Here is a 6,527-nt window from a genome sequence, read left to right as displayed (position 1 = left end):
TCTGTTATGGGGTGTACAGCCAGTGCTGCGATCAGCAACGAAGAATAGTGATGAAATGGTTCAAAATGATATTGACAGCGCAGTTGCCTCTGGAATTGTTAGTGAAGGTGACTTAATTGTAATTACGGCTGGAGTTCATGCAACAGGAACTGGTACAGGAACGACCAATATGATTCGAGTGCATGTAGTAGGAAATATTATATTACGAGGCGTTGGTATTGGTGCAACAGCAGTAACTGGCAAAGTCTGCGTAGCTCATTCCATTAAAGATGTGCAGAATAAATTTAAAGAAGGCGAAATACTAGTAGTTTCTCATGTAGATGATGAAACGGCAAAATATGCAGCCAAAGCGTCAGCCGTGATAGCAGAAGAAGGTGGCTTGACCTCTCATGCAGCAATTGTAGGCATTAGTGCAGGCATTCCGGTGATCGTGGGTGCAGATGGTGCTACTGAACGCTTAACTGATGGTGCAGTTGTGACAGTCGATGCGGCTCGCGGATTAGTTTACAGCGGTGAAATTAACGCAAGATAATAGTTTGAAAATTATATACAATTTTTATCATAATTTTTGCTAGAACTAGCAGGAGTTACTTATTGTATGGCGAAGTTAGTATATTAGAAATAATATACGTTACGCTTATTAGTATATTTTTTTGACAAGATGGGACAAAATTTGTGCCAGAGGGACGTAAGATGTCCCGGAGGAAGAGGTCATGTGGAAGAAAGCTGTTCAGCTTCAACGTAAAATTGCTCCTGAACTTATTGCAGCCATTGAAGAACGATATGATATCTTGAGATCAATTCAGCATAGTGAACCTGTAGGGCGAAGAGCATTAGCTGCCATGTTAGATAAAGGCGAGCGAGTAGTGCGTGCTCAGGTGGAATTTTTGAAGAATGCTGGTCTGGTAGAGTTCTCTCAAATGGGCATGACAATCACAGTGGAAGGTCAGGTCCTGCTGAAAGATTTATCTGAATATATTAAAGCCCTTCATGGACTGACGACATTAGAAGATGAACTTTCGGAAAAGCTAGGACTTAAACAGGTCATTATCATTCCTGGGGATAGCGATAGTGATACTGCTGTACGCAGGGAATTAGGGCGTGCTGCTGCTAATGTATTGGCTCAATATTTAAATGAGAATGATATGATTGTTGCGGTAAGCGGTGGAACCATTATGGCCAATGTTGCAGAAGCGATTCATTTTACTCAGCCTTCTGTTACCGTTGTTCCTGCCCGCGGCGGGCTTGGGGAAAAAGTAGAAAACCAAGCTAATACCATTGCAGCGGCTATGGCTACTAAATTGGGCGGCAAGTATCGTATGATTCATGTGCCTGAGGGTATCAGTGAAGAAATGCTTGGTGTGATGGTGGCTAATAATAGCAATATTCTCTCTGTAGCCGATATGATTAAACATGCAGACGTTCTAATACATGGTATCGGCCAAGCACATGAAATGGCTGTACGCCGAGGATTTGATCATGAGTTTGTTTCTGAACTGATCAACAGTGGTGCTGTTGGTGAGGCATTAGGGCATTATTGTACCTTAGAAGGTAAAAATATTTATGTTACAAGCAGTGTTGGGTTACATCTGGATGATTTGGCGGACGTTGGTGTAGTAGTAGCTGTAGCAGGAGGCCAAAGAAAAGCAAAGGCCATTGTAGCAGTTACGAATGCCGGTGGGCAGGATGTACTGATTACAGATGAATCTGCAGCCAAAGCTATTCAGAGTATTATATAAGTCCTAATAGCATATCCTATGGAATGGGTATTAGGCGAAAATAAAAATATAATTGGGAGGTATTTTTAAATGGCAGTAAAAGTAGCGATCAATGGTTTTGGACGTATTGGACGTCTTGCATTTAGGCAAATGTTTGGGGCAGAAGGATATGATGTTGTTGCAATCAATGACTTAACAAGCCCTAAAATGTTGGCACACTTATTGAAATATGATTCAACTCAGGGAACTTATGCTTTAGCTAGCAAAGTGACCGCAGGTGAGGATTCAATTACTATCGATGGCAAAGAAATAAAAATCTACAAATCAGCAAAAGCAGAAGAGCTACCTTGGGGTGAAATTGGTGTAGATGTTGTTCTTGAATGCACAGGTTTCTATACTTCTAAAGAAAAAGCTTCTGCACATATCAAAGCTGGTGCTAAAAAAGTTGTTATCTCTGCTCCAGCAGGAAATGATCTGCCTACTGTTGTTTTTAATGTAAATCACGATATATTAAAAGCTAGTGATACAGTTATTTCCGCAGCTTCTTGCACGACAAACTGCTTAGCTCCTATGGCTAAGGCACTTAATGATTTGGCTCCTATTAAGAGTGGTATTATGTCCACAATCCACGCTTACACTGGTGATCAAATGACTCTTGACGGCCCGCAAAGAAATGGTGACCTCAGAAGATCCCGTGCTGCGGCAGTGAATATTGTTCCTAACTCTACTGGGGCTGCTAAAGCAATCGGTTTAGTTATTCCTGAATTAAACGGTAAATTAATTGGATCTGCACAACGTGTACCAACCCCTACAGGTTCTACTACGATTTTAATATCAGTTGTTGAAGGTACGGTTACTAAAGAACAAGTCAATGCAGCAATGAAAGCTGCAGCTGATGAATCCTTCGGCTACACGGAAGATGAATTGGTATCCAGTGATATCGTTGGTATCAGATATGGTTCTTTATTCGATGCTACACAAACAATGGTAGCTCCTATGGAGAACGGATTGACTCAAGTTCAAACTGTTTCTTGGTATGATAATGAATGCAGCTACACAAGCCAAATGGTTCGTACCATTAAGTATTTTGCTGAACTTGCATAATTTTTAAAAGATCTTATGGCCCGGCCTTTGTGGGCCGGGCAATATTTTTAAGGAGAAACAAAAATGTTGAATAAAAAGTCGATTAGAGACATTGATGTAGCCGGAAAGAAAGTCTTTATTCGTGTGGATTACAATGTTCCCATGGATAAAGACGGTAATATTACCGAAGATACTCGGATTCGTGCTACCTTGCCAACATTGAAATATTTATTGGCACAAAATGCTGCAATCATTATTGCCAGCCATTTAGGACGCCCAAAAGGTGAAGTTGTGCCTGCCTTTTCCTTATTGCCTGTGGCAAAACGACTTTCCAGTTTACTTGGCCAGGAAGTAGCTATTGCTTCTGATTGTGTTGGTTCCGAGGCAGAAGGAAAAGCGAAATCCTTAAAGCCAGGTCAAATTTTAATGTTAGAAAATCTTCGCTATCATAAAGCAGAAGAAAAAAATGATCCGGAATTTTCTCGTCAATTGGCAAGCTTGGCGGATGTTGCTGTCAATGATGCCTTTGGTGTATCCCACCGGGCACATGCTTCTGTAGAAGGAATTACGAAATATCTGCCTGCAGTGGCAGGTTTCCTAATGGAAAAAGAAATCTTGTTCGTAGGTCAAACTGTGGCTAATCCTACTCACCCTTTTGTAGCAATTATCGGTGGTGCGAAAGTTTCTGATAAAATTGGTGTGATTGAGAATTTATTGAAAAAAGTAGATACACTAATCATTGGCGGTGGTATGGCTAACACATTCCTGGCTGCCCAAGGTTATGATATTGGAAAATCGCTGCTGGAAGCTGACAAGGTAGAATTAGCGAAAAGTCTGATTGCTGCTGCTAAAGAACGTGGCGTCAACTTACTCTTGCCTACTGATGTTGTAATTGCAGATAAATTTGCTGCAGATGCTCAGCATAAAGCGGTAGCGGTTGCTAATATCGATAGTGAGTGGATGGCTCTTGATATTGGACCTGAGACAGCAACAGTCTATGCAAAAGCCGTAGAAACTGCTCAAACCATCGTATGGAACGGACCGATGGGCGTATTTGAAATGGATGCTTTTGCAAATGGCACGGAAACAGTAGCTAAAGCAGTTGCAGGATCAAAAGCTACGAGTATTGTTGGTGGCGGTGATTCCATTGCGGCTTTGGAAAAAGTGAGCTTAGCGGATAAAATTACGCACATCTCTACTGGCGGCGGAGCATCCTTAGAGTTCCTGGAAGGCAAAGTGCTTCCAGGCATTGCAGCTTTAGCTGATAAGTAAACTGTAGTTTCTTTAAAAGAGTAGGAAAAGATGATTGAACCGCAGAGAACACAGAGAGCGCAGAGGGGAAATTCGTTTCATATTTAATTTTTCTCAGCGTCCTCTGCGCCTCTGCGGTTAGAAAAGACTTGTGTTTTAACGTGTTACAAAAAACTAGATGGAGGAATTTAATAATGCGTAAACCAATTATTGCGGGCAACTGGAAATTACATAATACAAGCAGCCAGGGTGTGGCGTTAGTGCAGGAACTTGGCAAATTGACTGCAGATGCAAAAGAGGTTGACATTGTAGTTTGCCCTACCTTCACTACATTGACTGCTGTAGCAAATGCATTGCATGGCACGAATATTCATTTAGGTGCTCAAAACTTGCATTGGGAAAAGAAAGGTGCTTTCACAGGAGAAGTGACAGCAGAGATGCTGCGTGATGTCTGCTGCGAGTATGTACTTGTAGGACATTCAGAGCGTCGTCAGTATTTTGCTGAAACAGATGAAACCGTGAATAAAAAAGTGAAAGCCGCTTTGGAAGGCAATTTAGTACCCATTGTGTGTGTGGGTGAATCCTTAGAAGAACGTGAAGCGGGAACTACTGAAGTTCTTGTCGGCAAGCAAGTAAAAGCTGCTTTAGAAGGTTTGACAAAAGAGCAAGTCGCCAGCTTAGTCATTGCTTATGAACCTATCTGGGCAATTGGTACTGGACGCACTGCAACTGCTGACCAAGCAAATGAAGTATGTGCCTTTATACGTCGCACAGTAGCAGAAGTCTTTGGACAAGATACTGCAGATAAAACCCGTATCCAATACGGCGGCAGCGTAAAAGCTGATAATATCGCAGAATTAATGGGCAAAAGTGATATTGACGGCGCATTAGTTGGTGGTGCAAGTCTTGATGCCGTAGGATTTAGTAAAATAGTTAAATTTTAGGAGGTGTTTTGGTGAGTAAATTAAAAGCACCAATTGCACTAGTAATTTTGGATGGCTGGGGCCTTGGAGATGAGAAAGACGGATATAATGCAATTGTTCGTTCTGAGCCGCCTCATATGAAACTGCTATCAGAATTATATCCGACAACAACATTAACTTGCTCTGGCGAAGCGGTAGGATTGCCTGAAGGACAAATGGGTAATTCAGAGGTAGGTCATTTAAATATTGGTGCAGGGCGTATTGTATATCAAGAATTGACCCGCATTACCAAAGAAATTAGGGAAGGTGAATTTTTCACGAATCCAGTTTTGGTCAATGCTGTTGAACAAGCAAAAACTAATGATAGTGCGCTGCATTTAATGGGTCTTGTATCTGATGGGGGCGTACATAGCCATATCGACCATTTATATGCTCTATTGGAAATGGCAAAACGCCACGATCTGAAAAAGGTATATGTTCACGCCTTTCTAGATGGTCGTGATGTACCACCTTCTAGTGGAATTGAGTATATCAAAGCCTTGGAAGAAAAAATTAAAGAAATTGGCGTTGGTCGCATTGCAACAATTGCTGGACGCTATTATGCCATGGACCGTGATAAACGTTGGGAACGTGTAGAAAAAGCGTATAACGCTATGGTTTGCCGTACGGGAGAAGAAGCTGCTTCTGCTAGCGAAGCTGTTGAAACATCCTATAAACTTGGCAAAACAGATGAATTTGTGGCTCCAACGGTGATTGCAGGATGTGGTGATTGCGGTATTAAGGCTAATGACAGCGTTATTTTCTTTAATTTCCGTCCTGACCGGGCTCGGGAAATGACTCGTGTATTTATTGATGAAAAATTTGATGGTTTCATTCGCTGCGGAGGACTTTTACCAATTCACTTCGCAAGTATGACCCAATATGATGAGACAGTGGTTGTACCTGTGGCTTATAAACCTCAATTCTTAAAGAATACATTAGGTGAAGTATTGGAGAACAATAGTTTAACCCAGCTTAGAATTGCAGAAACAGAAAAGTACGCTCATGTAACGTTCTTTTTTAACGGTGGAGATGAAAAGCCTTATCCAGGTGAAGAACGGATTTTAGTTGCTTCACCCAAAGTAGCTACTTATGATTTAAAGCCAGAAATGAGCGCCATTGAGGTGACTGATAAGTTGGTAGAAGCCATTAAAACTGGCAAGTTTGATGTGATTATTTTGAATTATGCTAACAGTGATATGGTAGGTCATACTGGCAAACTAGATGCCGCTATGAAGGCTGTAACTACTGTTGATAATTGTGTGGGCCGTGTTGTAGAGGCTATGCGCAGTCAAGGGGGGATCACTCTCATTACTGCTGATCACGGTAATGCAGAAAAGATGCTTGACCATGTTACTGGTGAGCCATTTACTGCTCATACGACAAATGAAGTCCCTTTGATCATGGTGTCAGAAAAACACCGTGGAAGAACAATGAAAAAAGGGATTTTAGCAGATATTGCTCCAACTATTCTCGATTTGGCAGGTATTGAAATTCCTGCTGAAATGACTGG

Annotated in this window: 6 protein-coding genes; all 6 read left to right on the top strand. The window is 41.6% G+C overall.

What is annotated here, in order from left to right; all coding sequences use genetic code 11:
• The coding region (locus BMZ99_RS25365; protein WP_245755161.1) for a PEP-utilizing enzyme at positions 1-532 on the top strand (532 nt) is incomplete at its 5' end.
• A gap of 181 nt (positions 533-713) precedes the next feature.
• Positions 714-1,739: a sugar-binding transcriptional regulator gene (locus tag BMZ99_RS25360; RefSeq protein WP_090944765.1), complete on the top strand. Its 1,026-nt coding sequence runs from the start codon at positions 714-716 to the stop codon at positions 1,737-1,739.
• A gap of 69 nt (positions 1,740-1,808) precedes the next feature.
• Entirely contained in the window at positions 1,809-2,822 is a 1,014-nt protein-coding gene (gene gap, locus BMZ99_RS25355; RefSeq protein ID WP_090944763.1) for a type I glyceraldehyde-3-phosphate dehydrogenase, read from the top strand.
• Positions 2,823-2,885: 63 nt separating this feature from the next.
• Entirely contained in the window at positions 2,886-4,073 is a 1,188-nt protein-coding gene (locus tag BMZ99_RS25350) for a phosphoglycerate kinase (RefSeq protein WP_090944760.1), read from the top strand.
• A 173-nt stretch (positions 4,074-4,246) separates the two neighbouring features.
• Positions 4,247-4,996, top strand: coding sequence for a triose-phosphate isomerase (gene tpiA, locus BMZ99_RS25345; protein WP_090944757.1), 750 nt, complete (start codon positions 4,247-4,249; stop codon positions 4,994-4,996).
• Between the two features lie 11 nt (positions 4,997-5,007).
• On the top strand, positions 5,008-6,527 hold a 1,520-nt coding region (gpmI, locus tag BMZ99_RS25340), incomplete at its 3' end, for a 2,3-bisphosphoglycerate-independent phosphoglycerate mutase (RefSeq protein ID WP_090944751.1).

Origin of the sequence: Pelosinus propionicus DSM 13327, from assembly GCF_900114615.1 — a bacterium.
Taxonomy (GTDB): Bacteria; Bacillota; Negativicutes; order DSM-13327; family DSM-13327; genus Pelosinus; species Pelosinus propionicus.
This window is presented reverse-complemented; position numbering and strand designations above follow the sequence as displayed.